Raw genomic sequence first — 359 nt, forward strand, 5'->3', positions numbered from 1 at the left:
GTGCTGCGCTCTTCGATCCGCGAATTTCTAGCCTCCGAAGCCCTGCATGCACTGGGCATTCCCAGCAGCCGCGCCGCCTGTGTGATCGGCTCCAGCACGCCAGTCTGGCGGGAAACCGAGGAACGTGCCGCGATGGTCCTGCGACTGGCTCACAGCCATGTGCGCTTCGGCAGTCTTGAATACTTCTACTACACCAAGCAGCCGGAACAGTTGAAGCAACTGGCCGGGCATGTGCTGACGATGCACTACCCACAGTGCCAGGAGCAGCCCGAGCCGTATCTGGCGATGTTCCGGGAAATCGTCGAGCGCAACGCCGAGCTGATCGCCAAGTGGCAGGCCTATGGTTTCTGCCATGGCGT

At 61.6% G+C, this 359-nt stretch carries 1 protein-coding gene; it reads left to right on the forward strand.

The genetic code is table 11. From position 1 onward, the window contains the following. Positions 1-359 (forward strand): protein adenylyltransferase SelO family protein (locus EE949_RS10535; protein ID WP_206335704.1); only part of this gene is annotated, 359 nt, incomplete at both ends.

This window comes from Pseudomonas viridiflava (assembly GCF_900602065.1).
Classification (GTDB): domain Bacteria; phylum Pseudomonadota; class Gammaproteobacteria; order Pseudomonadales; family Pseudomonadaceae; genus Aquipseudomonas.